We start from the raw sequence: 25,525 nt of genomic DNA, 5'->3' as shown, positions 1-25,525 counted from the left end.
CACTAAAAAGTGCAAGTAGGAGGAAATAGAATGGAATTAGAGTTCGATACAAATCCAGCTAATGGGGCAATAATTAAAGTGATCGGTGTGGGCGGAGCGGGAAACAATGCCGTCAACCGTATGATTGATGAAGGTGTTAAAGGTGTAGAGTTTATCGTAGCCAATACAGATATTCAAGCACTTGCAGGATCAAATGCAGAAGTGAAAATCCAATTAGGACCAAAATTAACACGTGGTTTAGGCGCAGGTGCAAATCCAGAAATTGGACGTAAAGCTGCAGAAGAAAGCGAAGAACAAATTGCTGAAGCTTTGCGTGGTGCCGATATGATTTTTGTAACGGCTGGTATGGGCGGAGGAACTGGTACTGGTGCAGCAGCTATTGTGGCTCGTATCGCAAAAGAGCAAGGTGCTTTAACAGTAGGAGTTATTACGCGTCCGTTTACTTTTGAAGGTCCGAAACGTGGTCGTTTTGCAGCTGAAGGTGTTGCTCAAATGAAAGAGCACGTTGATACACTGGTTATTATCTCTAATAACCGCTTATTGGAAATTGTTGATAAAAAGACGCCAATGTTGGAAGCTTTTCATGAAGCAGACAATGTATTACGTCAAGGGGTACAAGGAATCTCTGATTTGATCACTGCTCCAGGATACGTAAACTTAGATTTTGCAGATGTTAAAACGGTTATGGAAAATCAAGGTTCTGCATTGATGGGAATTGGAATGGCTAGTGGTGAAAATAGAACAGCAGAAGCTACTAAAAAAGCTATTTCGTCTCCACTATTAGAAGTATCTATTGATGGAGCGGAATCGGTTTTATTAAATATTACCGGCGGATCTGATTTGACTTTATTCGAAGCGCAAGATGCTTCAGATATTGTTTCTTCAGCTTCTACAACAGAAGTAAACATTATTTTTGGAACATCCATTAATGAAAATCTAGGTGACGAAGTTATAGTAACGGTCATTGCTACTGGTATTGATACTACAAAAACAAAAGAAGGCCGTACACAAACTACTGGCCGCAATCGCAGTTCAGAAGGAAACGAATCTCAAAGAAGAAAAAATTCGGGATCAGCTGCACAACCACATGCTTCAAAAGATCCTTTTGGCGATTGGGATATCCGCCGCGAGCCTAATGTCCGCGATCAACATATTCCTAATAACCAAAATGATTCAACTTTTGAAAAAGACAAGCCAGAATTTGATGTTTTCAAACGTGAAGAAAATCAAGAAAGAACACAGAGTAACGAGGATGATAATCTAGATACTCCACCATTCTTTAGAAGACGTCGTAAATAACAGTATGGTAAATGTTCATGAAAATGTTCTTCAGTTTGAAAAAAAATTAAACGAGTCGCTTGAAAAAGCACATCGCGAAAGATCAAGTGTGGAAGTCGTTGCTGTTACTAAAAATGTTTCTGCTGAATTAACAAAAGCGATCCTTCAAGAAGGTTTTCACCAATTAGCCGAAAACCGGCCTGAAGGATTAATCGAAAAACAAGAAATAATTGGTAAAGAAAAAATTACGTGGCACTTTATTGGGAATTTGCAGACTAGAAAAGTGAAAAGTGTAATCAATCAGATTGATTACTTACATTCATTGGATCGTCTATCGTTAGCAAAGGAAATCGAAAAAAGAGCTGAAACAATTATTTCTTGTTTTCTCCAAGTAAACGTAAGCGGGGAAATGTCAAAAAGCGGGATAAAGCCAGATGAGATAGAAGAGTTTATTCAGCAGCTAGCTGACTACCCTAAAATTAAAATCATTGGTTTGATGACAATGGCGCCATTAACAGATGATAAAACCAGAATACGTCATATTTTTGCAACGTTAAAAGAATACCAACAGAAAATAGCAGAAAAAGCTTTAAGTTATGCTCCATGTACGGAACTTAGCATGGGGATGAGCGGAGACTTTCAAATCGCTGTCGAAGAAGGAGCAACGTTTATCAGAGTAGGAACAACGTTGTTTAAAGAGTAGCATAAAGGGTTAGAAAAATTTGCTTGATTGAGGAGAGGATTAAAATGGGAATGATGAATAATTTTAATCGTTTTTTTGGTTTAGATGAAGAGGAAGAAATAAACGACAACGAGATGAACCCTTCGAAAGAAACAGGCATCCCTGTTTCTTCTAAATCTAATAAGCAACGAAATATTGATGCAACAGCGGCTCCCATAATCAATACAAGACGTGAGCAGGCTAAAAGTAATAAGGTTGTATCAATTAATCAGCACCCTACACAACAACAGTCTAAAATAACCATTTTTGAACCACGGGTTTATTCAGAAGTACAAGAAATTGCAAATATCTTGTTAAATGATCAATCAGTCGTTTTAAATTTTGTCCGTATGGATGAAGAACAGGCAAAGAGAATTGTAGACTTTTTGACCGGGACGGTTTATGCATTAGATGGAGACATCCAACGTATAGGAAATGAAATCTTTTTATGCACTCCAAAAAATGTCAGCATTGATGGAGCATTAACAGATATAATGAGAGAAAAAGATTTATATTAGAAAAGAGGAATAGCCTAAAAGTGTTTACTATTATTTCTGGTTTATATGTGATTCTAACAAAATTAATTCAAATTTATTCGACGCTCCTTGTTATATATATTTTGATGTCTTGGCTTCCTGGAGCTTATCAATCTAAATTTGGTCAAATCTTGACTCGTATTTGCGAACCTTATTTAGGTTTTTTTAGGAGAATCATTCCACCAATCGGAATGATCAGTGTTTCAGGAATTGTGGGTATCTTTGTATTGAACTTAGCACAAAGAGGATTGTATTCTCTCTTTCAAATAATATTGAGATTATTGATGGGCTTTTGAACAAGGAGGTTTTCTGATGATAGAGAATGTTTACCAACACTTTAGAAAAGAAGAACGTCCTTTTATTGATCAAGTGACCGATTGGGTACAAGAATGTGAAGACCAGTACACCCCTTATCTCACCAATTTTTTAGACCCAAGACAAGTATATATACTTGAGACAATCGTAGGAAAAAGAAGCGGTATAAAAATCTATTCATTCGGCGGCTATGAAGCCGCTGAACGAATTAGAGTGTATATCTGTCCTGAGTATTTTATACCGAAACAAGATGATTTTGATATTGCATTATTTGAAATCCGTTATCCTGTTAAATTTGCCAAATTATCACATGGAAAAGTGTTGGGGACCTTGTTATCAACTGGCCTGAAAAGAAACCATTTTGGCGATATTATATCCGACGGAGAAAGATGGCAATTTTTTATAGAGAATAATATGAAGAATTTTATTGGAAACCAAATAGAAAAAATAGGAAATGTTTCTATACGGATGGAAGAAAAAACATATCTTGATATTTTAGTACCTATTGACAGTTGGACAATTGTTCAAGAAACAGTTTCTTCTATGCGTTTAGATACGGTTATTGCTAGTCTATTTAAAATATCCCGGCAAAGAGCAAAACAAATGATTGAATCAGGTAAAATCAAATTAAATTGGGCAGAACTAACGCGGCCAGATTTTGAATTGGGTTTATTAGATATTGTTTCAGTGCGGGGCTTTGGAAGATTGCAAGTAAAAGAAATTGCAGGAAAAACTAAAAAAGACAAATGGCGCGTACAATTCGGTATACTGCATAAGTAAATGTATGAGTCATTTTCAGCAACAACTTGTAAAAAAATAAGATAATGGAGGTGTCTTCAATGGTGTTAACTCCTTTAGATATACATAATAAAGAGTTCCCTGTCAAGATGCGTGGTTATGATCAAGATGAAGTGAATGATTATTTGGATCAAATTATTAAAGACTATGAAATGGTTCTTAAAGAAAATCGTGAATTAGAAAAAAATCTAAAATTTTCTGAAGAAAAAGTAACTCATTATAATAATTTGCAAGATGCGTTAAATAAGTCTATAATTGTAGCTCAAGATGCTGCAGATCGCTTGAAAGAAAATGCTGCAAAAGAAGCAGAATTGATCAGGTTAGAAGCTGAGAAAAATGCTGATCGCTTGTTGGATGAAGCTGTCGTTAAAGCAAAAAAGATTACAACTGAGACCGATGAATTGAGAAAACAAAGCAGAGTCTTTAAACAACGGTTACAACTGATGATCGAATCTCAATTAGAAATGGTTAAAAACGAAGAATGGGAAGACATTTTAAAACCTTCACAAGATGAAGCTTTGGCGATCCCTACATTAAAAGAGATGCTTTCTAGTTTAGAACAAAAAGAAGGCCATGAAGAAAATGAACAGTTAATCGAAGAAGAACGAGAAGAAACAACGACTGCTCAAGAAAATGCTACTGATTCTGCAGCTGAAGAACAACCTACAGAAGGTACAATGCCTGCAATAGAATTACCAAACGCGTAAAACAATGATTGGAACAGAAAACAATAAAAAACTTTTTAGCGAGTTAGAAAATGGTGGAAGTCTAACAGTCCCTTTTATTGTAAGATCCTCCAAGAGTGCTAATTTGAAAGATGGAGTAAAATTAGCCGGGTAATGACCGTTATCCATTACTTGAGAGAAAATAGGTTGCTATTTTCTAAACTTGGGTGGTACCACGAAAAACTTCGTCCCTTTTTAGGGGCGGAGTTTTTTTGGTGCGCCCGGCATGGGTGATAACTTGGTGGTGAAAGTCCACTACAGGCTTTGCAGTAGGAACTGTTAGCGAATAGCAAGGGTGTCCCCCGTGAGGAGGAATCTGAAGGAAGCTGGACGCAAACACTCGCACTGACGAACAGAAATCTCATACAAGGCTGACTGGAGATGGACGAGCTTGCCAAATAAAGTGAAGTCCTATACTGCACGAATCTCCTACAGTAAATGAGGCAGTGACATGAGTGGAAGGTTATCATTCTTACCCGGGGAGGTCTCACTAGCGGCAAACACCGTAGTAACAACGAATAGTGAGAAGTCAGCAGATGCCATAGTAGGAGAACGCCGTTCTCTGAAGGGCAGAACAATAATAATCTTGAAGAAACAAGGAGGTGAAGTCACTACAAAATCGCAGAAAACATCGTGGTAAAGACCGAAAAGATGGCTTCTTACAAAGGGACAAGCTGGAAGCGAAAGAGTATGTAAGAGCGCGTAGTAGTGACAGCATGGAGATGAAAGAACAAGATGGTATCACGGTCGAAGAGCTAGAGGACCATATGAAGAAATATTACCCAACGTTAGTACAGAAACTAAAGGACGGTACGTATAAACCTCAACCTGTTCGAAGAGTGCCCATACCAAAACCAGATGGTTCTAAACGTTATTTAGGTATTCCAAGTGTACTTGATAGAGTTGTTCAACAAGCTATTTTGCAAGTTATCGACCCAATGATTGACCCCTATTTTTCAAATAATAGTTTTGGTTTCCGTAAAGGTAAAAGTGCCCATCAAGCCATACAAAAAGCGGAAGAATATTATGAAGAAGGGTATAGAATAGTGGTCGATTGCGATTTGAAAAGTTATTTCGATACCATCCACCATCAAAAGCTTAGAGCCTATTTAGAAGAATTTATCCAAGATAAAGTTGTATTAAAGTTAATCTGGAAATTTCTTCGCTCTGGGATATTAGATAAAGATATCTATATCGAAACAGATAAGGGGGCACCGCAAGGTGGCCCACTGTCACCTTTACTCGCAAATGTATATCTAAACCAACTAGATCGAGAACTAGAAAGAAGAGGGCATAAATTTATTCGTTACGCGGATGATTTCGTTATCTATGTTAAAAGTCAGCGTGCTGGTGAAAGAGTCATGGAGAGTGTTACTGAGTATATAGAAAAAGATTTACGACTAACAGTAAATCAAAAGAAAAGCAAGGTGACCACTCCAACAAAAGCGAAGTTTTTAGGATTCCATATTATGAACCACATGGGAAAGTTGGATGCCGACCTGCTAAGTCGGCACAACGAAGATTCAAAGACAAACTTCAAAAACTAACTAGTCGTAAACGACCAGGAACTTTCCTGAACATTGTAAAAGAGATTAATCAAGTTACCGTTGGTTGGATTAATTATTATGGTATCAGTTATATGAAAACCTTTATAGCAGAAACACAATCCTGGTTAAACCACAGGCTTCGGCAACTTATCTGGAAACGATGGAAGAAAGTTAAAACACGTTATACTATGTTAAAAAGATATGGTATCCAACATGATGACGCATTAAAATTAGCTGCTTCTCGAAAAGGGTACTGGAGAACATCCAAAAACCACATTATTCATACAGCTATAACAAAAGACAGACTCATAAAGTGGGGATTAAAAGATTTATCCCAACTGTATGCGTCTGCCCAAACAAGATACTCAAGTTATTGAACCGCCGTATACCGAACGGTACGTACGGTGGTGTGAGAGGTCGGAACCGTAAGGTTCCTCCTACTCGTTTGTAAGAAAGTTGCAATTTTTTAAAGGAAGCAGTACGCTAATAAATACTGAATAGAGAAAAAATGGAGGAATAAACTAATGAAAATGAAAGAAACTCTACAACTTGGAAAAACTACTTTTCCAATGCGCGGTAATTTGCCCGTTCGTGAACTAGAATGGCAAAAAGATTGGGAAGAAGCAGATGTTTATGGGCAACGACAAGAATTAAATAGAGAAAAACCTACTTTTATTTTGCATGATGGTCCTCCGTATGCAAATGGAAATATTCATATTGGACATGCACTAAATAAAATCAGCAAAGATATTATTGTTCGTTACAAATCAATGTCTGGATTTCGTTCGCCATATGTTCCAGGTTGGGATACTCATGGATTGCCGATTGAACAAGCGTTAACTAATAAAGGTGTTAAACGGAAAGAAATGTCTATAGCAGAATTTCGTAAATTATGTGAAGATTATGCTTGGGAGCAAATCAATAAACAACGTGAAGATTTTAAACGCTTAGGAGTTACTGGTGAATGGGATAATCCTTATGTAACTTTAACGCCTGATTATGAAGAAGCGCAAATTCGTGTTTTCGGGAAGATGGCAGAAAAAGGTTATATCTATAAAGGATTAAAACCCATTTACTGGTCGCCATCTAGTGAGTCGGCTCTAGCAGAAGCAGAAATTGAATACAAAGATGTTAAATCGCCTAGTATTTATGTTGCTTTTAAAGTAGTGGACGGTAAAGGGCTAATCGATGATGCAACTTCTTTCGTGATCTGGACCACAACACCATGGACGATTCCTTCAAACTTAGGAATTTCGGTTCATCCAGAATACGAATACGCTGTTGTTGTAGCAGATGGTAAAAAGTATGTTTTGGCTAAAGATTTGATTGAAAAAGTTACGGAAGAAATTGGCTGGAAGCAAGTCGAAATCATCAATGAACTTAAAGGGAAAGATTTGGAATATATGACAGTTCAGCATCCACTATATGATCGGACCTCGTTAGTTATTTTAGGAAATCACGTGACATTAGACGCTGGTACTGGGTTAGTGCATACTGCTCCTGGGCATGGAGACGACGACTTTATTGTTGGACAGAAGTACAAATTGGGCGTTTTGTCGCCAATTGATGACAAAGGCTGCTTTACAGATGAAGCACCGGGGTTAGAAGGTGTCTTTTATGATAAAGGAAATAAGATCATTACAGAGATGCTAGAAGAAAAAGGTGCATTATTGCATTTGAGCTTCTTTATGCATAGTTATCCGCATGACTGGCGTACTAAAAAACCGGTTATTTTCCGGGCAACACCACAATGGTTCGCTTCCATTGATCAGTTTAGAGAAGAAATTTTGGAAGCTGTCAAAGGCGTAAACTGGGTGCAACAATGGGGAATGCAACGGCTTTACAATATGGTACGTGATCGCGGTGATTGGGTTATTTCTCGTCAACGTGCCTGGGGTGTGCCTTTGCCGATCTTTTATGGGGAAAATGGCGAACCCATTATTACTCCAGAAACGATCGATCATGTTGCAACATTATTTGGGAAATTTGGTTCTAATGTCTGGTTTGAACGAGAAGCCAAAGACCTATTACCTGAAGGCTTCACACACCCATCAAGTCCGAATAATCATTTTACAAAAGAAAAAGATATTATGGATGTTTGGTTTGACTCTGGCTCATCCCATGAAGCTGTCTTAAGAGGAAGAGCTAATTTATCTTTCCCGGCAGATATGTATTTGGAGGGTTCTGATCAATACCGTGGCTGGTTTAACTCAAGTATTACAACAAGCGTTGCTATTAATGGCGTAGCACCTTATAAAACAGTTTTGTCTCAAGGAATGGTTTTAGACGGCGAAGGTCGCAAAATGAGTAAATCGCTAGGCAATACGATGTCTCCTGATAAAGTAACAAAACAAATGGGAGCCGATATTATTCGTCTTTGGGTCTCTAGTGTAGATGCTCAAGCCGATGTACGTGTCAGCGACGAAATTTTGAAACAAGTTTCGGAAGTTTATCGTAAGATCCGCAATACTATGCGCTTTTTACTCGCTAATACCTCTGATTTTCAGCCTGCACAACATACTGTTGCCTTTAATGATTTGCGTTCTGTCGACAAATACATGTTGGTCCGTTTGAATCAATTGGTTGAAAAAACTGTATCAAATTATGAAAAATATGAATTTTCGGCAATTTATCAATTAATCAATAATTTCTGTACGGTTGACCTATCTCAATTTTATTTAGATTTTGCTAAAGATGTTGTTTATATCGAAGCAGAAGACGCTTATGAACGTCGAGCAATGCAAACCGTTTTTTATGAAGTATTGGTTAAATTAACTAAATTGTTAACGCCTATTTTACCGCATACAGCAGAAGAAATTTGGGGATTATTAAGCGAGACTGAAGAATTTGTTCAGTTATCTGAAATGCCTCAAGTTGAAACATACGAAAATGAAGCTGAGCTGATGGATATGTGGAGTGCATTTATGGCTATTCGTCAAGATGTGCAAAAAGCGTTAGAAGAAGCACGGAATGAGAAGAAAATTGGTAAATCATTTGAAGCTAAATTAACTCTCTATCCAACAGAACCAACTAGAGATTTGTTTGTCACTTTGAACAGCAATATTGGACAATTATTTATTGTATCTGAGTTAGAGGTTGCTGCTGATAAGAGTGAAGCACCTGAAACAGCTCTACAATTTGAATCATTTGCTGTAGTGGTTGAACACGCACATGGAGAAACATGTGAAAGATGCCGTGCTATCCGAGAAGATGTCGGTAGCAATGAACAAGCTCCAACATTGTGCAGTCGTTGTGCCGCTATTGTTTCAGAAAACTTTCCAGAAGCTTTAACTTCAGAAGAATAAAAGCTACTCGCTAGGATTATCCTAGCGAGTTTTTTTGGCTCTATTATTTTTGGTGTTGGTAAGAAAAATGAATCTATTCCACAATCTTGAAATTTTCGAAGGAATAACGGCTGCTTGCAGTCATGTAAAGGATTTTTAAAAAACGAAGCACTGTGGGCATGCGCCCAAGTGTAGCATGTCTGTGAAACTGCTGAAGCAGCCACAGCCATGACAAGGCTTGAAAGGCTGGAGACAGAGAAGGCTCCAGTCGCTCCCATGGCTCTTGCAAGCAGAGGCGTAAATTCCGGAGGAAATTCCATTATCTAAGTAATACCAACACGGTTCACAAAGAACCAAAATAAAAAGGGAGGATGAGACCAACAGCTCATCCTCTTTTCGGTTTCTTAATGATTTTTCTTAAATGTATTTCAACAGACAGCAGCAAAACTGTGTAATCATTTGCTGCTCGCTTATCTTAATCCGGCTATGCTGTTTTCACAGAAAAAACTGCAACCAGTTCTCAGATCGGTATTGGATCACATGTTTTACTCGTTTTTTTGCTCTAGAAATTCTTTCATTTGTGTTAGCAGTTCATATGCCCACTTCTTTTTAATAGAAGATAATGCCGGGGCAAGCAGTAAACTCGTTTTTCCTTTTAATGTTATATCTAAAAAAGTTTCTAAGAGAGTTTTTTCATTTGAAAGAGCAGTGACTGACAATTTTCCATACCCGGTAACTTTTCCATTTGTTGAAGAAAACGTAAAAGAAATCAGGTTTTGCTGCGAATCAGTCGTGAAATGAAAAGTCAAAAGAGTATCGCGTTCTACAGAGCCAAGTAATAATGAAAGATTTACTTGATGCGAATCTGGTGAAAGTTGAGTAAGTTGTTTAAAACCAGGTAAAAAAAGTAACCAATTTGCAGGATTCTTGAGATTTTCCCAGACCTTAAAAATAGGAGTTTCAACCGTTAAAGAGTAGTATTCACTAGCCATTTTATTTCTCCTTTTAGCATAATTATAGATAAAACAAATAAGAAAAAACTCTTTGGGAAAGATCACCAAAGAGTTTTCTCTTTAAAAATCAAGACAAGTTGTTTAACCTGCTTAATTTTTATTTACGTCTGCCCACAATAAGTGAGAAGATAAAGATTAGTATTACAGCTCCAATTAAAGCTGGTAAGATAGCAAAACCGCCAATAATCGGTCCCCAGTTTCCTAACAATGAAGAACCAATCCATGATCCAATAAATCCGACAATAATGTTACCAATAATACCACCTGGTACATCTTTACCTAAAATCATTCCTGCTATGGCTCCTAAAACGCCACCTACGATTAATGACCAAATAAATCCCATTATGTTTTCCTCCTCTTTCTAAATAAGTAAGTAATAAATCTATTACTATTATTATTATAGACACAAATCGTTCACAGTTCAAATGATAAGCATTGAAAAAAGAGATTTATTAGAAAAAAAGAGAGACAGTTATCGCATTAATCAGTAAACTGCTTCCAAAGGACAAGCGAGTTCGTCTTTAAAGATTGCGGAACATCAATGATTCTTTGGTTGGAACTGCCTCTAAATTGTAAGGACAAATCTCGTTTCGTTATCTCAAAACGACCATCGATCAAAACATCGATATAGGAAAGCAATTCAAGCTTATCTGTTGATTCTAATAGCAATTCTTCCCAAGTGTAGCCAGTCCAAGCCCAAACATCTTTAGTGGCCCCAAATTCTTCTTTTAGACGTTTTGTTAAAGGGATAGTAATTCCTGTATTTAAAAAGGGTTCTCCGCCTAAGAGAGTAAGGCCCTGCACATATGTCTGCCTTAAGTCTTCTATGATTTGATCCTCTAGTTCTTGTGTATACTGTACACCGTAATTAAAGTTTTGAGCAATCTTGTTATAGCAGCCCTTACAAGCAAATAAGCACCCGCTTACATATAAACTGCATCGTACACCTTCTCCGTCAACAAAGTTAAATGGTTTATAACTTGCCACTTTCATTTGACTAAAATCTTTTGCCAACCATTCTTGTGGTTTTGGTTTCTTCATCATATCCCTCCTAAATGTAAATAAAATAGTCGCTTACTTCATATGTTTGACACGTGAGGCTATTTCTTGATGACGCCCTTTTACCATCGGTCTAGCTTGAGGGTTGCCTAGATAACCGCAAGTGCGCTTTACGACATCACAGGTTTTAGGATCATGATTCTCACATTGTGGACATTTAAAACCAACTTCTGTAGGATCAAAATCACCTGTGAAATCACACTGATAACAGTGATCGATGGGCGTATTAGTACCTAAATAACCAATTTTATCATAAGCAAAATCCCAGACAGCTTCTAATGCTTTGGGGTTTTGCTCCATATTTGGATATTCACAGTAGTGAATAAAGCCGCCGCTAGCATATTTAGGGTAGTCTTTTTCAAACTCTATTTTGTCAAAGGGAGTAATGTTTTTCCTGACATCATAATGAAAACTATTGGTATAATATCCTTTTTCGGTAATGTGAGGCACAATGCCGAATTTTTTTGTATCCAGTCGACAAAAGCGATCGGTCAAGCTCTCACTAGGTGTTGAATAAACGCTGAAATGATAGCCGTATTTATTGCTCCAATCATCCGCCTGTTTTTTTAAATGATTTAAGATAGCCAACGTGAAATCCTTTGCTGCTGGATTTTGTTCCCATGCAGAACCGAAAAAGACAGTAGCAGTTTCATAGAGTCCAATGTATCCAAGAGAGATGGTAGCTCGCTTATTCTTAAATACTTCATCAACTGATTCATCTTTTTCAAGGCGTTTGCCAAAAGCACCATATTGATAAAGGATAGGGGCATTACTTGGAACAGCTTCTTTGATCCGCTTTATCCGATAAACAAGAGCATCTTTACAGATAAGTAAGCGTTCATCTAAGATAGACCAGAATTTTTCTGGATTATCTTTAGATTCAAGTGCAATACGAGGCAAATTTAGTGTAACTACTCCTAAATTCATACGACCGGAATTTACTTCCATGCCATCTTCATCTTTCCATCCTTGTAAGAAAGAGCGGCAACCCATAGGTGTTTTAAAACTACCAGTTAATTCTACAATTTTTTCATACATTAGCACATCGGGATACATCCTTTTAGTTGTACAAACGACCGCCAATTGTTTTATATCATAATTAGGATCGGTCTTTTCAAGGTTTACTCCTCGTTTTAATGTATAGATAAGTTTAGGAAAAATAGCAGTTCTTTTTTCTTTGCCAAGACCATTGATTCGCACGGATAAAATAGCTCTTTGAATTTCTTGAGCATACCAATCTGTTCCTAAGCCAAACCCTAAAGTAGTAAAGGGAGTTTGCCCTTGAGAAGAAAAGAGTGTATTGATTTCATATTCCAAGCTTTGCATGGCATCGTATATGTCTTTCCTGGTATTTTTAAGAGCATAGTCGTGTCTTTTTTCTTCTTCTGTGATCCATTCTGCTGCTGTTGTTAAATGTTTTTTAAAGTTCAGTTCAGCATAATGAGCTAATGTTTCGTCAATTCGATCAGCACTGCATCCGCCATATTGGCTTGAAGCAACATTTGCAATAATTTGAGCCATTTGTGCTGTTGCCGTTTGAATAGATTTAGGACTTTCAACTTCAGCGTTGCCAATTTTGAAACCTTTAGCTAACATCTGTTTAAAATCGATTAAGCAGCAATTTGTCATAGGCGAATAGGGGTGATAGTCTAAATCATGATAATGGATATCGCCTTTTTGATGAGCATTGCGAACAGATTTGGGTAACAAAGTTAAACCGATTGATTTGCCAACTATTCCAGCTGTCAAATCACGCTGAGTATTAAAAATATCGCTATCTTTGTTGGCGTTTTCATTGACTAAAGAAGGATCTTTCTTTAATAAGGTATGGATTGTATAGTTGATATCTGTTTCTTCTAGCTGCTTTTTATCAGTCTGAAGCCGAAAACGTTGATAAACTTCTGCTAGTTCTGTATTTTTTTGAGCAGCCAGTACCTGCATCACAATGGCACGAATATGATCTGCAGAAATTGCATCTCTTCCCCAATTTGAAAGGTTACTTTTAATTTGCTTCATGACATTGCGCAAATCTTCTGTGCTATCAACTAGAGAGTTTGGCTGAAGTTGTTGTTCAGCTTTCAAAAGAGCAGCATAGATTTTTTCTTCTTGAAATGCAACTTCTCGACCATCACGTTTAAGCACACGTAATTTCACAACTGAATTTTTGTTCAGTAAATCACAAGCGTGTGTTGAGTTTATTTTTTTCATCTTTTTTTCCTCCTTATGATCCGCATAAAAAGCTCGGAAACACAATATGTAGTTTCTTGTGTAGATTTTATACCATATAGTGTACCACAGTCTTAACAACTGTTCTAGGGAAAAGGGAGAAATTTATTGGAACAAAAAACAGTTCTATCATTTTTGGTGTTAGTAAGTAAAATGAATCTATTCCACAATCTTGAAATTTTTGGAGGGATAGTGGCTACTTGCAGCCATGTAAAGGTGTTTTAAAAGGAGCATTGTGGGCATGGGCCCAAGTGTATCATATCTTTAAAACTGCTGAAGCAGCAACAGCCATGACAAGGATTGAAAGTTAGATATTGAATGCAGAAAATTTATAATGTTCTACAAAAAAAACTTTCTTTTTTCTGTTTTAATTCAGAAAAAGAAAGCTTTTTTTATTATTCAATTAAGATTGATCACTGGTTAATTCTAGCAATTTATCTCTCAAAGTCGTTTCCATAACAGTCAATTCTTTTTCAGCTTCTTTACGTTTGATACGGCCATCTTTTTGGATTTGCAATGTTTCTTGCAGGGTTTCGACTAAATCATTTTGAGTTTTTTGTAAGGTTTCAATATCAATAACGCCTCGTTCATTTTCTTTAGCGGTTTCAATTGTTGAAATTTTTAGCATTTCAGAGTTTTTCTTCAATAAGTCATTTGTCGTTTCTGAAACTTGTCTTTGAGCAGTAACTGCATCTTTTTGGCGTAATAAAGTTAATGCAATAGCAATTTGATTCTTCCAAAGCGGAATAGCTGTGTTAATGGAAGATTGGATTTTTTCAGCTAGGGCTTGATTGGTATTTTGAATTAAACGTATTTGAGGAGCTTGTTGAATCGTCATTTGACGAGCTAATTTTAAGTCATGCGTTCTTTTTTCCAAACGGTCTAAAAACTGATTTAAATCATTTACCGTTTGAACATCCATCTGACTAGAACTTTTTTCAGCCGTTTTTACTGCTTCAGGAATCAAAGTATCGGTTAATTCATCCATTTTGATTTCTCCAGCTGCAATATAAATATTTAATGCATCGAAATAATCTTTATTTTTTTGATAAAGTTGTTCCAACATCATATTATCGTTAATCAGGCCATTTTTTTCTTTGTCTAGTTTAACACCGATTTTATCAATTTGAGCGCCAATTTTTTGATACTTAGCTGTCATTTCATAAATGGATTTTTTTACTCGTCCGAATATCTTTTTAAAAACGTTATGATCTTCAACTCTTAGATCCTCCGGGTTCGCTTCGTTTAAACGAAACATTAAATCATTTAAAGAATCTCCAATTTCTCCGGTATCTTGGTTCTGAACATGATTTAACATGGCATGAGAAAATTCTCCAAGTTTTTGCTGAGCAGCAGCACCATAACTCATAACAGATTGCACATTAGTCACATCAATTTGTTCAGCTAAAGCTTTGGCTTGATTTTGACGTTCTTCTGGTAAGCGATCAAGCAAACGATCAGCTTTTTCTGTTTCCACCATATTCTGTTCAACAGAATGTTTTACAGTGGGTGCATTTTCAGCAACTTCTCCAAAAGGATTGGCTAATAGATCATCTAATTCAGAGTTTACTTTTTTTAAAGGGACATCATTTGACGTGATATCATTTTTTTCTTCATTCATTTGCTCATCTCCTTATTCCATTAAAGTTCTTGGTCTTCAATAGTATTGGTTTCTCCATTGTCGCGCTCAATGGCTTTTTTTGCAAGCTCAACTTCCAAACTCATATCATCAAAATCACCTGATTTAAAAGCAACATAATCAACAGCAATGAGACGGCACATTTCATCAATAGTAGTAGCACTTTGATCCAATACTTCAAAAGTAGACTTGTTTTTAACTTCATGCAAGTTGATTTCAATGTATTTATTTGTTAAATCAACTAAAGAAGGCAAATGTACGTAAAGAAATTTATCTACTTCGTTCAAGCGACGCGGTTCTTCAGTGATTTCTTTGAATAAAGATTTAGCTAGATGAACCGTGTTATTGCGTTGTTCAATAGCTGTTAATTTAGAAACAGAATGCATATTCTTTTCTAAAGTCAAAATCTGTAATTTAGCAGCATACATAGTTTCTCTAAAAAATTGTATTTCGTCTTTACTCATTCCATTTGACTTATAAAAAGCTTCTTTTTCTGAAGAAACTTTGCGTAGTCTTTTCTTTGGATTGGCAACACTAGCTTCATGTTGTTTATAAAAGAAGAAAGCGCCGATTCCAATACTGATAATTAAAGACCACCATAAACCTAAGTTGAAGATAAAGAGAAGTACCAAAAAGATTAAAATTGTTGAGATACTTGTGAACGTATAGCGTAAAATATCATTAAGATTTTTAAGGAAATCATTCATTGAGGTTCACTCCATTTTTTTATTTAACTCCTGTATTCGATTATCATTTTATAATTCTATTTTATCATAAATGATTCTAAAAGGCCCATCAGACTAAAGAAGGATTTCTAACTACGACTTTTGTTAAAGTGTAAACGAACTTAGAAAAGAGTTAAATCAAGTTGAGGATTGAAAAATAAAAATTGAAAAGGTATGATATGAAAGAAGTCAATGTTTACAGTCGGGAGGAAGCGAAATGGATTTTGTAGAAAAAACAGTTAATAAAGAACTTATTTACAAAGGAAACATAACTGAATATTGGGTAGAAAAAGTTCTCTTGCCTAATGGGAAAAAAGCTGACCGTGAGATCGTAAAACATGATGGAGCCGTGGCTATTATGCCATTTACAGCAGATGGCAAAATGGTTTTTGTTAAGCAATTTCGGAAAGCCATTGAGAAGACGATTTTAGAAATTCCAGCAGGAAAAATTGATGCGACAGATAAAGAGCCGGCAGAAACGGGAAAAAGAGAACTGGAAGAGGAAACGGGTTTTCGAGCAGCACGATTTGAGTTAGAAACTTCTTTTTATACGTCACCTGGATTTACAAACGAATTGGTTTACATTTATCGGGCTGAAGGGTTAACCAAAGTGGATCAACCTCTTGCTCAAGATGAAGATGAATTTATTGAAATTCTAACGTTATCTTTTGAAGAAGCCTGGGAAGCATATGAGCAACAATTGATCATTGACTCTAAGACAGTATTTGCTCTTTTCTATTGGAAATTGACTAGGCAGACAAAGAATTAAAGTGGGGTAAATAAAGTAATGGATCAAAAAACAAGAGCGGAATTGCGTAAAATAAAAGAACAAGAAGAAAAAGAAGCAAAAAAAAGAGCTAAAGAACGTGAAAAAGTTGAAAAATCTTATCAGAAACAAATGGAAAAAGAAGGTAAAGTAACGAAAAGCCGTAAAACAGAAAATGATAAATACCGCAGTGTGGACAAGTTATTGACAAAAGCGATTATTGTAGTTTCCTTGTTGTTGGTTATAGTGCTGATCATTGTTTTTTTAATCTGATAGTAAAGAGGAGAAGCTAAATGAAAATTGGAATTATTGGAGCTATGGAAGAGGAAGTAGCACTGCTAAAAACAAAAATGGTAGATGGAAAAGAATGGACACAAGCAAATGCAACTTTTATTTCTGGGAAAATAGCAGAACACCAAGTTGTCCTGGTTCAATCGGGTATAGGCAAAGTCAATGCGGCTATTGCTGCGACATTGTTGATTGCTCAATATGGGGCAGATGTTTTGATCAATACTGGTTCAGCAGGTGGCATCGGGCAAGGACTGGCTGTAGGCGACGTAGTTATTTCCTCACAACTGGCTTATCATGATGTAGATGCGACTGTATTCAATTATGAAATTGGACAAGTTCCCCAAATGCCTGCACGTTATTCAGCAGACAAGGCCATGATTGAACAGACAACCAAAGCTGCAAAAAGTGTCGGCTTGCATCCTGTTAATGGATTGATAGTGACTAGTGACTTTTTTGTTGCTGGAAAAAAGGAGACGGAAAAAATTCTCAGTCATTTTCCAGATGCTTTAGCAGCTGAAATGGAAGGAGCTGCAATTGCTCAAGTAGGGTATCAATTCAAGAAACCCTTTGTCATCGTAAGAACGATGTCAGATGTTGCTGATGAAGAAGCCGGTATAAGTTTTGATGAATTTATTATCGAAGCAGGGAAGAAATCAGCTAGCATGGTTTTAGAGCTAATCGCTGCAATCGATTAGCAGCATTTTTAATTTTTGAGATTATTCATTTGAATGAGTGCTGCAGGTTTTGCCTAGCCTTTTAAGAGAGAAGAGGAAGCAGGGATGACCATTTTAGAAACAGATAGACTCTTACTAGTTCCTTATACCGCTGCTTTTATTGAAGCAACTTTACTAGGTGATGAAAAGCTTTCTGAAGTTTCAGGATATACTGTTGCAAAAGAATGGCCGGGCGTCGAATTCTTTTTTTACCTACCTTTTGTATTAGAGGAAATCAAACAGGAACAAGAAAAGGAAAAGTGGACTAGGCTAGTTATTTTAAAAAAAGAAAATAGAATCATTGGAGAAGTAAGCGCACAAGGGGAACCTGATAAGACGGGTATAGCAGAATTGGGTTACGGCATCGTAGAGCCTTACGCAAATCAAGGTTATGCAACCGAAGCCTCAAAAGCTTTTTTACAGTGGTTGACTATCGATAAAAAAATACACACTGTTTACGCAAAGACCTATTTGAGACATAAAAAGTCACAACATATCTTAAAAAAAATTGGATTTGTTAAAATAGGAGAAGGTCTAATTGGTGGAGATGAGCCGATTGCAAATTATAAATGGTATCCTATGAGTTAAATAAGAGTGTAAAAATGTTGAAAAATTAAGAACAAGTAAAACGAAAGCCGACCACTAAAAAGTGTTCCGTTTTTCGTTTTTTTGTTGCCTTTTACAATTAAGAAAGGATAAAAGAGCGACCCTTCATTGGGAAGGAAACCAATGGTGTGTAAGTCGAAAAAAAGAGAGGACTCCGCGTATAATAGGAGTTCTCTCTCAGCTCTTGTAAATTAGGCTTTCAATTAAGAAAAGAATCGTTTGAAAAATGATTTTTTCTCAGGAACTTTTTTTTCTGCAGTTGTTTCTTCAGCCGGTTTTTGCTTTTTAGAAACATCAATAACTTCGACGTTAACCGCTTCTTTCGCTACGTAAACCAACCCAATCGAAGTCTTTTTAGCATTTTCATCAGATACCATTCTAAAAGGACAATGTAATTGATTGCTCAATTGGATATAAGCTTCTAAATTTTCCATGTCAATCGTTCCATTTAACAAAAGGGTATGATTAGGATGTGCAATTATTTCTTTTTTTAATGTGCTTAGATAGTTTTTTGAAATAACTTGTTCTATTGTCATAGATAAATAAATACGCTCTCTCAAGCTTCCGAGATATTTCCGTCTTTCTTCCGGGTTCGTTTGATTAGCACCATACATTCCTTTATTTAAATAATCTTGTACATTATCAGAACTCATAAAGATTCTCCTTTTTAAGGGATGCTGCTTTTCCCAATTCATTATTAGTTCCAGTATACCATAGTTGTTGCTATTGTTAATTTATTTAGTTTAATAGGCTGATCCATTTAAAAGAACGAATCATGATTCGGAATGCAATACAAAGAGAATAAACAATAAGTGAATGAATGGGTTCCCTGCCTTTTGGGTATCTATTTGCTAACTCACTATTAAATTTTTACTGGTAATGTGCCATAATAGAAAAGAATAAGAATTAAGGAGCTGACGCTAATGAGCTTAGTAACATTTACAACCGATGATTTTGATATTTTTTTAATTGATGGATTGGAGCCTCGAATGGGTGCTATTCGGAAAATGATTCAACCAAAATTTAAAGAACTAGGACAGCTTATTTCAACAGAATTAAGTGATGCTTTACAAGTAGATTCTTTACCAGTACATATTGCTCAACATTTAAGGCGTTCAAAAAACCCGCCAAAAGATACTTGGTGTGCAATTGGTGGAGATAACCGCGGCTATAAAAGGTATCCCCATTTTCAACTTGGTTTGTATCATTCTCATCTGTTTATGTGGTTAGCTTTTATCGATAATCCTCAATTCGAAGAAGAAATGGCTCAGAGCTTTATTGAAAATCCTTTTAATCTAGAACAATTAACAACAGACTATGTTGTATCTTTTGATCACACCAAAGAAAATGTTACAGCTATGCAAGAGGCAGACCTGATTAAAGGATTAAGTAAATGGAGAGACGTTAAAAAAGGAGAATTTTTAGTTGGAAGACAGCTGATGGCAGAGGATCCTATTTTTAACGATCCTCAAGCGTTGCAAGAATTTATTTTGTCGACTTTTCAACAATTGATTCCCTTATACCGACAAGCAATGAAGGCTTATCCATTAGCTAAGGTAAAATAAACAAAAACGTTGAGACCAACTGTCTCAACGTTTTTGTTTATTTTTCGTGGATGCGTCGTGCCATATAATCATATAAAATAAGAGCCTCATTATCATTTGACAGATAGAGAATAAAAGTAGACCGGTTACGAGTTAATTTGACAGAAGTACCAGAAACTTCAAGTATAGTTTGATTGTACACAATGTACGCTCCTTTAAAATAGAATAGTTTATTTAAAATAAGTGCTAGAAATAATAAAAAAGTGATTGAGGAATAATAGCGCATTCACTATCTTAATTAGTATATTTTACCATGAAAAAGCTGGGTAGTAAACGATAAAGTTTCGCTTTAAATAAGAAACTTTAAGTAGAAGATGAAGCAATTTAAGCAGAAAAGTTTCTTCAAAAAAAATACAGTTAAATAAAATTTTTTTAGATTTTTTAACTATCTAATGGCCTTTTTTTTAAGACAATTGGGTAAACGAATTTTGTTCTTTATACTTTTTATATAATTTACTTAATAACCAAATATCGTCGCTTGAAAGCCGGATTAATTCTTCAAACACGCTTTCCATAGCGGGTGAATCATCAATTTCTCTAATAGAAGATAATACCTTTTCTTGGTGATCAGTTAGATGGTTCAAGACAAAATGATAATCTTCTATAAAATTTGAAAAGTCTTTCTTTTCCTCCAAAAGATCATCTTTTAAATGCTGGGTATTTTTAAAAGCAGCTTCAATAAAATCTCCTGGTGTTAAATTTGCAGCTTCTGAAAGGCGGATGATCTCATTCATAAAATTATCATTTATTTCGATTAACATAGGCCTCACCTCAGGTAATTGATAACACCATTATAAGGCATAAACAAGTACGAATAAATCATCTAGTTGGTTAAGTTAGAAAAAACTTATCCATTTATGTCTGAAATGTGAAAACAGAGCCATGAATTCTTGAGGATGGGTTTAGAAGAGCAGAAGGGTCGGTGCCGACCCCACGGCTTCTTGCAAGTGGACACGTAAATTCCAGAGGAAATTTTACTACTTATTTTAGTATGTTTAATAAAGAACCAAAATTTTTAAATGAATGAATCAATGGGGATATTAAGCAGAATAAAAAAGGCTCCTGAAGTGATGATTAACATCACTCCAGAAGCCTTTACAAGCAACAAATAGAATTTAATTAGATTAACGGTTGTAGAATTCAACGATAAATGATTCGTCGATTTCAGCGTATAATTCTTCACGTAATGGTAAGCGATTCAATGAACCTTCTAATTTTTCAGCATCGAAACTAACGAATTCTGGACGGCCGAATAAAGATTCAACAGCAGAAGTGATGATTTCCATGTTTTTAGATTTTTCACGAACAGAAATGACTTGACCAACTGAAACGCTGTAAGATGGGATATCTACACGTTTGCCATCCACAAGGATGTGACCATGGTTTACTAATTGACGAGCTTGACGACGAGTAGTTGCGAAGCCTAAGCGGTAAACAACATTGTCTAAACGTTGTTCTAATAAGATCATAAAGTTGTCCCCAACTTTACCTTCTTTAATTTTACCAGCTTTAGTAAATAAGTTTTTAAATTGGCGTTCGTTCATTCCATACATATTACGTAATTTTTGTTTTTCTTGTAATTGTAAACCGTATTCTGTTAATTTCTTACGGCTGTTAGGACCATGAGGACCTGGTGCGTAAGGACGGCGTTCAATTTCTTTACCTGTGCCAGAAAGTGAGATACCTAAACGGCGTGAAACTTTCCAACTTGGACCTGTATAACGTGACATAATAAAATTCCTCCAATAAATATAATTTGGAGTAAAATAATAAGTTGATAGTTCAGTATTTCGTGCAGTTTATTTTTCATTCTTCACCTTTGCAGCCGCAGGTTACACAAATGCACCATAGTTGGCAATAAACTGTTGACGTGAATACCACTTTCACGCTGCATTATTTTACACAAATTGAATTATACAATGCAGACAACTAAAGAGTCAAGCTTTCTTGCTTCTTTTCTTCAAAGATCCCTATGCTTGGTTATTTTTTAAGAGAATCTTCACGAATTGTTCCAAAAACTGTTGATCGACTTTATCAAAACGATTTGTGATTGGAGCATCAATATCTAAGACGCCTATTTTTTTACCGTTTATTGTTAATGGAATAACGATTTCAGACTGACTGGCTGCATCACAAGCAATATGTCCTTGAAATTGATTAACGTCTTCAACAAGCAGCGTTTTGTTTTTTTCAAAAGCTGTTCCGCATACGCCTTTTCCAATTCCAATTCGAATACAAGCGACTTTTCCTTGAAACGGTCCTAAAACCAATTCGCCTGAAGATTCTTCATATAGGTAAAAACCTGACCAATTGATATCTGGTAAATTTTCGAACAGTAAAGCAGCCGCATTACTTAAATTAGCAATTAAATTGGTCTCAGAACCGATTACAGCGGCTAATTGTTTATTTGTTATCCGATAATTTGCTTCTTTTGACAAAAGTATCCCTCCTATGATGATCACACTACTAAGGAAGATGAATAAAAAAACTGGGTTTGGTAGTGTTAGATTTCATTGTATATGTTACAATATACAATAGGTATTTTTATAAGTAAACGTAAAATAAGCAAATAGAGCTATCTAACAGATAAGTAAAGAAATAATCGAAGAAGAAGGGTATAGCATTACTGTGCGTATCAATTCGGCTGGAGGTATAAGAATGAGAGTTGAATATATTTTAAGTGTCATCATTGTCCTGGCAATTGTTGCCTATCTAACAAGTTATATGATGAAAAAAAAGCATTATACAAAGATAAATGCTTTAGAGAAAAGAAAAATTGAATTAATGGATCTTCCGGTGGTGGATGATTTACATAGGGCTAAAGAACTGCAATTAACAGGGCAAACAGAAAAAAAATACAATCGGTTAAGAGCAGAGTGGGAAACAATTGAGGCCGCAGCGTTTCCAGATTTAGAAAATTGTTTGTTTGATGCAGAACAAGCAACAGATCGCTTACAGTTAATTCAGGCTAAAAAAGCAGAGGAAAAAGCAGCCCAATTAATCGAAAAAACAAAAAAGGCTATTGCTGAACTTCAAGAATCTCTGCAAGAATTGCTGAAAAGTGAAGAACAGAATTTACTGGAAGTTAAACGAATCCAAGAAATGTATCAAGAAAATCGCAAAAAATTATTAACACAAAGCTTTTCTTTCGGACCTGCTTTAGAAAAGCTTGAAAAAAAGTTAACCTTTTTAGAAGTAGATTTTTCAGAAGTTTCTGAATTAACTGCTTCAGGAGATCATATTGAAGCCCAAAAAAGGTTAAACAAAATTGATGCAGATACCAAAGAATTGAATTACATTATTAAACAATTGCCGGGTATTTTGAAACAACTAACCAATGAGTTCAAAGAGCAGCTCCAAGAATTAAGAGAAGGATACGCTCAATTGATTGAACAAAACTTTGTTTTTCTCAATGATACGATTTTAGAAGACATCGAATCGATTGAGAAAGAATGCCAAACAGTCGAACAACTGATTGCAAATTGTGATGTAGATGAAGCAAAATCAAAAAATCAAGAAATTGAGGAAAAAATCAATCGCTTATATGATGTAATGGAAGCGGAAATCGAAGCGAAAGAATACATTATTGCTCGTCAGCCGGTATTGGATGATTATATCGAATTTGTATTAGAAAAAAATCGGAAGCTGTTAATTGAAATTGATCGTGTAGCTCAAAGTTATGCGCTGAATCATGAAGAACTAACCCAAACGGAAGCGATGCAAGAAGAACTAGAAGAAATTCAAAATAATTTCGATACGTTTACAGATGGACTAAACAGCCACCAAGCAGTATTTACTGCAGTTCAAGAAAGTTATGCAGAAAACGCCAAAGCTCTAGAACGAATTGAGGAGAAACAAAAAGAAATCAATCACTATTTAGTGGAATTGCGTGAGGAAGAAAAAGAAGTTAAAGATAAAATAGATGACTTCGAATTTAATTTACGCGGGGTTAAAAGATACGTTGAGAAGCAGCATTTGCCTGGATTACCAACAAATTACCTCGATTTCTTTTTTTCTACAACGGAGCGGGTAGAACAATTGTCAAAGGAATTGAATAAACTAAGAATCGATATGAAGGATATTAAGAGTTTATGCGACTTATGTGATGATGACATTGAATTATTGATTGAAAAGACAGAAGAACTTGTAGATAGCGCGTTGTTAACAGAATATATGCTGCAATACGCCAATCGTTACCGCCATACCCATCCTGAAATTGCAAGTGCGATTACGGAAAGCCTAACCTTGTTTAATGCGGAGTTTGATTATCATGAAGCACTTGAACATATTGCAACGGCTTTAGAAGAAGTTGAACCAGGTTCGTTTAAAAAAGTAGAAAAAAATTATTTAGAAGATAAAGAAAATAAAAAATAAAAACAGATATAAGATAGAGTGTCTCATTAATATGAGCACTCTTTTTTTACAAAAAAATACGTTCTTGTGGTTCAAAAAGTTTTTGTTATAATAAGTAAGATGTTTTGATGCTAGATTTAGAACAGCAAAAATAGAAAGTGTGAAGAATTATGATATATTTTGATAATAGCGCAACAACTCAAATGACCGAAGGCGTACTAGAGACTTTCTTGAAAGTCAGCCAAAGTATCAATTGGAATCCATCTAGTTTACACTCATTAGGAGACCAAGCTGCTGGATTGTTGCAGCAATCACGTCAACAGATAGCTTCTTTGTTAAGTGTATCTTCTCAAGAAATTTTTTTTACAAGCGGAGGAACTGAAGGTGATAACTGGGCTATTAAAGGCACTGCTATTGCGAAAAGTTTTTATGGAAAACATTTGATTACTACAACAATTGAACACCCAGCTGTAAAAGAATCAATGCATCAATTAGAACAGCTTGGTTTTGAAGTAACTTATTTACCTGTAGATAAAAAAGGAATCGTGTCGGTTGAGGCATTGAAAAAAGCCATTAGACCAGATACGATCATGGTTTCCGTGATGGCCATCAATAATGAAATTGGAAGCATACAACCTCTTACAGAAATAGGTGAAATCTTAAAAGAATATCCATCTATTCATTTCCATGTTGACGCTGTTCAAGCTATTGGGAAAATGCCGTTACCACTTGGGAAAAATTCGCGCATTGATATTGCTACGTTTTCTGGGCATAAATTCCATGGTCCAAAAGGAGTTGGATTTGTTTATTTGAAAAAAGGAAGAAAACTAGCCCCTTTGTTAAATGGTGGAGGACAAGAAGCTGGACTTCGGAGCGGAACTGAGAATGTTGCGGGGATTGCAGCTATGGGAAAAGCCTTGCGTTTGGTTTTGTCTGACATGGCAGAAAAACAACATACGCAAAGAAAAATAAAAGATTATTTAACTGAGGAACTGCAAAAGTATCCTAAAGTTGTCTTTTTTTCTAACAAAGAAGGAGCGCCACATATTCTTTGCTATGCTTTAAAAGGGATCAGAGGAGAAGTGATGGTACATGCTTTTGAAAAACAAGAAATCTATATCTCAACGACAAGTGCATGTTCCAGTCGAAATAAAACAAGTTCAAGTACATTAGGAGCAATGAATGTTCCAGAATCACTTGCAACAAGCGCAGTAAGAGTTAGTTTGTCTGATACCAATACAATGGACGAAGCAAAACAATTTATAAAAGAATTCGATGTTTTATATGATCAATTCCAAGCAATCAATGCTTAAAAAGGAGTGAAAA

General features: G+C 35.8%; 27 protein-coding genes and 1 other annotated feature. Of the genes, 16 read left to right on the top strand and 11 right to left on the bottom strand.

The window, feature by feature from the left end; translation table 11 throughout:
• Positions 1–30 precede the first annotated feature (30 nt).
• From ftsZ to ileS, 9 genes are all read left to right on the top strand, one after another.
• Positions 31–1,299 (top strand): cell division protein FtsZ, encoded by a 1,269-nt coding sequence (gene ftsZ / locus BR87_RS03785; RefSeq protein WP_035028873.1) that lies wholly within the window; start codon positions 31–33, stop codon positions 1,297–1,299.
• A gap of 4 nt (positions 1,300–1,303) precedes the next feature.
• The gene (locus BR87_RS03780; RefSeq protein WP_035028871.1) at positions 1,304–1,981 is read left to right on the top strand and encodes a YggS family pyridoxal phosphate-dependent enzyme; all 678 of its coding nucleotides are present in this window, start codon (positions 1,304–1,306) and stop codon (positions 1,979–1,981) included.
• A gap of 44 nt (positions 1,982–2,025) precedes the next feature.
• Positions 2,026–2,517, top strand: coding sequence for a cell division protein SepF (locus BR87_RS03775; RefSeq protein ID WP_035028868.1), 492 nt, complete (start codon positions 2,026–2,028; stop codon positions 2,515–2,517).
• 20 nt (positions 2,518–2,537) lie between these two features.
• The gene (locus BR87_RS03770; RefSeq protein WP_244877024.1) at positions 2,538–2,831 is read left to right on the top strand and encodes a YggT family protein; all 294 of its coding nucleotides are present in this window, start codon (positions 2,538–2,540) and stop codon (positions 2,829–2,831) included.
• Positions 2,832–2,847: 16 nt separating this feature from the next.
• On the top strand, positions 2,848–3,630 hold the full coding sequence (locus BR87_RS03765) for a YlmH family RNA-binding protein (protein ID WP_035028865.1): 783 nt from the start codon (positions 2,848–2,850) through the stop codon (positions 3,628–3,630).
• A 59-nt stretch (positions 3,631–3,689) separates the two neighbouring features.
• Entirely contained in the window at positions 3,690–4,355 is a 666-nt protein-coding gene (locus BR87_RS03760; protein WP_035028862.1) for a DivIVA domain-containing protein, read from the top strand.
• Positions 4,351–4,569 (top strand) — a binding site (T-box leader). Its footprint overlaps the gene before it by 5 nt.
• 406 nt (positions 4,570–4,975) lie before the next feature.
• On the top strand, positions 4,976–5,920 hold the full coding sequence (ltrA, locus tag BR87_RS03755) for a group II intron reverse transcriptase/maturase (RefSeq protein ID WP_244877023.1): 945 nt from the start codon (positions 4,976–4,978) through the stop codon (positions 5,918–5,920).
• On the top strand, positions 5,833–6,297 hold the full coding sequence (locus tag BR87_RS12810) for a group II intron maturase-specific domain-containing protein (RefSeq protein ID WP_084683558.1): 465 nt from the start codon (positions 5,833–5,835) through the stop codon (positions 6,295–6,297). The genes ltrA and BR87_RS12810 overlap by 88 nt, the downstream gene beginning before the upstream one ends.
• Positions 6,298–6,444: 147 nt before the next feature.
• Entirely contained in the window at positions 6,445–9,225 is a 2,781-nt protein-coding gene (ileS, locus tag BR87_RS03750) for an isoleucine--tRNA ligase (RefSeq protein ID WP_035028859.1), read from the top strand.
• A 524-nt stretch (positions 9,226–9,749) separates the two neighbouring features.
• On the opposite strand, the gene BR87_RS03745 is transcribed toward ileS, so the two are convergent.
• The 6 genes from BR87_RS03745 to BR87_RS03720 form a co-directional block, all read right to left on the bottom strand.
• Positions 9,750–10,196, bottom strand: coding sequence for an SRPBCC family protein (locus BR87_RS03745; RefSeq protein WP_035028856.1), 447 nt, complete (start codon positions 10,194–10,196; stop codon positions 9,750–9,752).
• Between the two features lie 118 nt (positions 10,197–10,314).
• Positions 10,315–10,563, bottom strand: coding sequence for a GlsB/YeaQ/YmgE family stress response membrane protein (locus BR87_RS03740; protein WP_035028853.1), 249 nt, complete (start codon positions 10,561–10,563; stop codon positions 10,315–10,317).
• A gap of 134 nt (positions 10,564–10,697) precedes the next feature.
• Entirely contained in the window at positions 10,698–11,258 is a 561-nt protein-coding gene (nrdG, locus tag BR87_RS03735) for an anaerobic ribonucleoside-triphosphate reductase activating protein (RefSeq protein WP_035028850.1), read from the bottom strand.
• 33 nt (positions 11,259–11,291) lie between these two features.
• Positions 11,292–13,484, bottom strand: a complete 2,193-nt coding sequence (nrdD, locus tag BR87_RS03730; protein ID WP_035028847.1) for an anaerobic ribonucleoside-triphosphate reductase — start codon at positions 13,482–13,484, stop codon at positions 11,292–11,294.
• A gap of 421 nt (positions 13,485–13,905) precedes the next feature.
• A complete protein-coding gene (locus tag BR87_RS03725; RefSeq protein ID WP_035028844.1) occupies positions 13,906–15,123 on the bottom strand; it encodes a toxic anion resistance protein in 1,218 nt (405 codons plus the stop codon).
• 20 nt (positions 15,124–15,143) lie between these two features.
• The gene (locus BR87_RS03720; protein ID WP_035028841.1) at positions 15,144–15,848 is read right to left on the bottom strand and encodes a 5-bromo-4-chloroindolyl phosphate hydrolysis family protein; all 705 of its coding nucleotides are present in this window, start codon (positions 15,846–15,848) and stop codon (positions 15,144–15,146) included.
• A 235-nt stretch (positions 15,849–16,083) separates the two neighbouring features.
• Here BR87_RS03720 and BR87_RS03715 point away from each other — a divergent pair, with 235 nt between their 5' ends.
• The 4 genes from BR87_RS03715 (at position 16,084) to BR87_RS03700 (ending at position 18,224) form a co-directional block, all read left to right on the top strand.
• Positions 16,084–16,635, top strand: coding sequence for an NUDIX hydrolase (locus tag BR87_RS03715; protein ID WP_035028838.1), 552 nt, complete (start codon positions 16,084–16,086; stop codon positions 16,633–16,635).
• An 18-nt stretch (positions 16,636–16,653) separates the two neighbouring features.
• Complete coding sequence (gene macP / locus BR87_RS03710) at positions 16,654–16,905, top strand: cell wall synthase accessory phosphoprotein MacP (protein WP_035028836.1); 252 nt, start codon at positions 16,654–16,656, stop codon at positions 16,903–16,905.
• 20 nt (positions 16,906–16,925) lie between these two features.
• The gene (locus BR87_RS03705; protein ID WP_035028834.1) at positions 16,926–17,618 is read left to right on the top strand and encodes a 5'-methylthioadenosine/adenosylhomocysteine nucleosidase; all 693 of its coding nucleotides are present in this window, start codon (positions 16,926–16,928) and stop codon (positions 17,616–17,618) included.
• A gap of 84 nt (positions 17,619–17,702) precedes the next feature.
• Positions 17,703–18,224 (top strand): GNAT family N-acetyltransferase, encoded by a 522-nt coding sequence (locus BR87_RS03700; protein ID WP_035028832.1) that lies wholly within the window; start codon positions 17,703–17,705, stop codon positions 18,222–18,224.
• A gap of 221 nt (positions 18,225–18,445) precedes the next feature.
• On the opposite strand, the gene BR87_RS03695 is transcribed toward BR87_RS03700, so the two are convergent.
• Positions 18,446–18,895 carry a YueI family protein gene (locus tag BR87_RS03695; RefSeq protein WP_035028830.1) on the bottom strand — a complete coding sequence of 150 codons (450 nt, stop codon included), beginning with the start codon at positions 18,893–18,895 and terminating at the stop codon, positions 18,446–18,448.
• A 270-nt stretch (positions 18,896–19,165) separates the two neighbouring features.
• Between BR87_RS03695 and BR87_RS03690 the strand changes: the two genes are divergently transcribed.
• Positions 19,166–19,807 carry a DUF1054 domain-containing protein gene (locus BR87_RS03690; protein WP_035028828.1) on the top strand — a complete coding sequence of 214 codons (642 nt, stop codon included), beginning with the start codon at positions 19,166–19,168 and terminating at the stop codon, positions 19,805–19,807.
• Between the two features lie 37 nt (positions 19,808–19,844).
• On the opposite strand, the gene BR87_RS13010 is transcribed toward BR87_RS03690, so the two are convergent.
• The 4 genes from BR87_RS13010 to BR87_RS03675 form a co-directional block, all read right to left on the bottom strand.
• Complete coding sequence (locus BR87_RS13010; protein WP_156959080.1) at positions 19,845–19,988, bottom strand: hypothetical protein; 144 nt, start codon at positions 19,986–19,988, stop codon at positions 19,845–19,847.
• A gap of 262 nt (positions 19,989–20,250) precedes the next feature.
• Positions 20,251–20,607 carry a hypothetical protein gene (locus BR87_RS03685; protein WP_035028826.1) on the bottom strand — a complete coding sequence of 119 codons (357 nt, stop codon included), beginning with the start codon at positions 20,605–20,607 and terminating at the stop codon, positions 20,251–20,253.
• Positions 20,608–20,970: 363 nt separating this feature from the next.
• Entirely contained in the window at positions 20,971–21,576 is a 606-nt protein-coding gene (gene rpsD, locus BR87_RS03680) for a 30S ribosomal protein S4 (protein WP_035028823.1), read from the bottom strand.
• Positions 21,577–21,816: 240 nt separating this feature from the next.
• Complete coding sequence (locus BR87_RS03675; protein ID WP_035028821.1) at positions 21,817–22,284, bottom strand: GAF domain-containing protein; 468 nt, start codon at positions 22,282–22,284, stop codon at positions 21,817–21,819.
• Positions 22,285–22,504: 220 nt separating this feature from the next.
• Here BR87_RS03675 and BR87_RS03670 point away from each other — a divergent pair, with 220 nt between their 5' ends.
• Both BR87_RS03670 and BR87_RS03665 read left to right on the top strand, forming a co-directional pair.
• Positions 22,505–24,220, top strand: a complete 1,716-nt coding sequence (locus BR87_RS03670; protein ID WP_035028819.1) for a septation ring formation regulator EzrA — start codon at positions 22,505–22,507, stop codon at positions 24,218–24,220.
• A gap of 149 nt (positions 24,221–24,369) precedes the next feature.
• Positions 24,370–25,512, top strand: coding sequence for a cysteine desulfurase family protein (locus BR87_RS03665; protein ID WP_035028816.1), 1,143 nt, complete (start codon positions 24,370–24,372; stop codon positions 25,510–25,512).
• Positions 25,513–25,525: the final 13 nt, after the last annotated feature.

The organism is Carnobacterium mobile DSM 4848, assembly GCF_000744825.1.
Taxonomy (GTDB): domain Bacteria; phylum Bacillota; class Bacilli; order Lactobacillales; family Carnobacteriaceae; genus Carnobacterium_A; species Carnobacterium_A mobile.
Note: the sequence above shows the minus strand (reverse complement) of the source record. Positions and strands in the feature narration are given on the sequence as shown.

Coding starts and splice junctions, on each gene's coding strand:
- ftsZ (WP_035028873.1), top strand. CDS start 31: ATGGAATTAGAGTTCGATACAAATCCAGCTAATGGGGCAATAATTAAA.
- BR87_RS03780 (WP_035028871.1), top strand. CDS start 1,304: ATGGTAAATGTTCATGAAAATGTTCTTCAGTTTGAAAAAAAATTAAAC.
- BR87_RS03775 (WP_035028868.1), top strand. CDS start 2,026: ATGGGAATGATGAATAATTTTAATCGTTTTTTTGGTTTAGATGAAGAG.
- BR87_RS03765 (WP_035028865.1), top strand. CDS start 2,848: ATGATAGAGAATGTTTACCAACACTTTAGAAAAGAAGAACGTCCTTTT.
- BR87_RS03760 (WP_035028862.1), top strand. CDS start 3,690: ATGGTGTTAACTCCTTTAGATATACATAATAAAGAGTTCCCTGTCAAG.
- ileS (WP_035028859.1), top strand. CDS start 6,445: ATGAAAATGAAAGAAACTCTACAACTTGGAAAAACTACTTTTCCAATG.
- BR87_RS03745 (WP_035028856.1), bottom strand. CDS start 10,196: ATGGCTAGTGAATACTACTCTTTAACGGTTGAAACTCCTATTTTTAAG.
- nrdG (WP_035028850.1), bottom strand. CDS start 11,258: ATGAAGAAACCAAAACCACAAGAATGGTTGGCAAAAGATTTTAGTCAA.
- nrdD (WP_035028847.1), bottom strand. CDS start 13,484: ATGAAAAAAATAAACTCAACACACGCTTGTGATTTACTGAACAAAAAT.
- BR87_RS03725 (WP_035028844.1), bottom strand. CDS start 15,123: ATGAATGAAGAAAAAAATGATATCACGTCAAATGATGTCCCTTTAAAA.
- BR87_RS03720 (WP_035028841.1), bottom strand. CDS start 15,848: ATGAATGATTTCCTTAAAAATCTTAATGATATTTTACGCTATACGTTC.
- BR87_RS03715 (WP_035028838.1), top strand. CDS start 16,084: ATGGATTTTGTAGAAAAAACAGTTAATAAAGAACTTATTTACAAAGGA.
- macP (WP_035028836.1), top strand. CDS start 16,654: ATGGATCAAAAAACAAGAGCGGAATTGCGTAAAATAAAAGAACAAGAA.
- BR87_RS03705 (WP_035028834.1), top strand. CDS start 16,926: ATGAAAATTGGAATTATTGGAGCTATGGAAGAGGAAGTAGCACTGCTA.
- BR87_RS03700 (WP_035028832.1), top strand. CDS start 17,703: ATGACCATTTTAGAAACAGATAGACTCTTACTAGTTCCTTATACCGCT.
- BR87_RS03695 (WP_035028830.1), bottom strand. CDS start 18,895: ATGAGTTCTGATAATGTACAAGATTATTTAAATAAAGGAATGTATGGT.
- BR87_RS03690 (WP_035028828.1), top strand. CDS start 19,166: ATGAGCTTAGTAACATTTACAACCGATGATTTTGATATTTTTTTAATT.
- BR87_RS03685 (WP_035028826.1), bottom strand. CDS start 20,607: ATGTTAATCGAAATAAATGATAATTTTATGAATGAGATCATCCGCCTT.
- rpsD (WP_035028823.1), bottom strand. CDS start 21,576: ATGTCACGTTATACAGGTCCAAGTTGGAAAGTTTCACGCCGTTTAGGT.
- BR87_RS03670 (WP_035028819.1), top strand. CDS start 22,505: ATGAGAGTTGAATATATTTTAAGTGTCATCATTGTCCTGGCAATTGTT.
- BR87_RS03665 (WP_035028816.1), top strand. CDS start 24,370: ATGATATATTTTGATAATAGCGCAACAACTCAAATGACCGAAGGCGTA.